The sequence below is a fragment of the Actinomycetota bacterium genome, assembly GCA_005774595.1.
GTDB lineage: Bacteria > Actinomycetota > Coriobacteriia > Anaerosomatales > D1FN1-002 > D1FN1-002.
On record VAUM01000464.1, the window covers coordinates 1 to 1,210 of the forward strand.

2 protein-coding genes are annotated in these 1,210 nt (G+C 71.8%); both read left to right on the forward strand.

Features of this window, described 5'->3' with window-relative positions; translation table 11 throughout:
- Window positions 1-152: 152 nt before the first annotated feature.
- A complete protein-coding gene (locus FDZ70_11005; GenBank protein ID TLM65592.1) occupies window positions 153-791 on the forward strand; it encodes a helix-turn-helix domain-containing protein in 639 nt (212 codons plus the stop codon).
- Window positions 792-804: 13 nt separating this feature from the next.
- The gene (locus FDZ70_11010) at window positions 805-1,152 is read left to right on the forward strand and encodes a DUF86 domain-containing protein (GenBank protein TLM65593.1); all 348 of its coding nucleotides are present in this window, start codon (window positions 805-807) and stop codon (window positions 1,150-1,152) included.
- Window positions 1,153-1,210 lie beyond the last annotated feature (58 nt).

Consider the following 1,210-nt stretch of genomic DNA (forward strand, 5'->3'; position numbering starts at 1 on the left):
ACACCACGTGCATCCTCGGCAACAAGGGGCCGAAGGCGCGCGTGCACAAGGTGGGCGCGCCCACCCGCCGCGCCGCGTCGCCGTGCGCGATGACGGGCGGCGGCTGCTCGTAGGGAGAGCGGCTACGGCAAGACCGTTCCGCTTCACCTGCGATGATATGCTCTGCGTTATCGCCTTGCTTGCCGCACATATACCCTCTGCGTTATCATCCCGGCATGGTCATTCCATCCGACATCGGCGCTGCGCTCGTCACCGCGCGCAGGTCGCTCGGCATCACGCAGCGCGAACTGGCCGAGCGGCTCGGGGTCGCGCAGCCCCAGGTCGCCCGGTGGGAGCGCGCCGCGTACCGGACCGCGACGCTCGAGCGCGTCGAAGCGGTCGCGCGGGCGCTGGGCATCGCGAGCGCGGACACCGCCATGCTCGCGGCCGAGACGGCAGTCGCGTACGGAGCCCCGGCCATCCCGGACGCGACCGATGCACTACTCGCTCGCATCGGCACCGACCGCGGCGCACTCACGGAGTTCTGCCGGCGGCACCACGTCGCCGAACTCGCCGTCTTCGGCTCCGCACTGCGCGCCGACTTCGCGCCCGGCAGCGATGTCGACTTCCTCGCCCGATTCGAAGACGGGCACCGGCCCGGCTACCGCGAGCTGGCCGCTGCGGAGCAGGAGCTCGGTCGCATGCTGGGCAGGCCCGTCGACCTGGTCGAGCGCGAGAGCGTCGAGCGCGGCGAGAACCACCTGCGGCGGCGGCGGATCCTCGGGAGTGCGCGTGTCGTGTTCGTGGCGTGACGAGACGTACCTCGTGGACATGCTGCTCGCGGCCCGGCGCGCCCACGTGTTCGTGAGCGAGAGCGAGGCCGACGCATTCCGGAACGACCGCATGCTGCGCTCGGCCGTCGAGCACTGCCTCATCCTGCTCGGAGAAGCCGCATCGAGCGTCTCCGACGAGTGCCGCCGCGATCTCGCGGAGACCGACTGGCCGGGCATCGTGGAGATGCGCAACCAGCTCGTCCACGGCTATCGCGAGAGCGACCCGGGCATCGTCTGGGCAGTCGTGAGCGACGAGCTGCCGAGGCTGATCACGATGCTCGAGCGCGAGGTCCCGGCCCCCGACGACGTTCCGGACCGGCCCGAGTGGGAGCGGATGTAGCGAGCGGGGCGCCTGGGCCGCACGCGACGAGGGCCCCGGCTGCGTGCCGGGGCGCTCG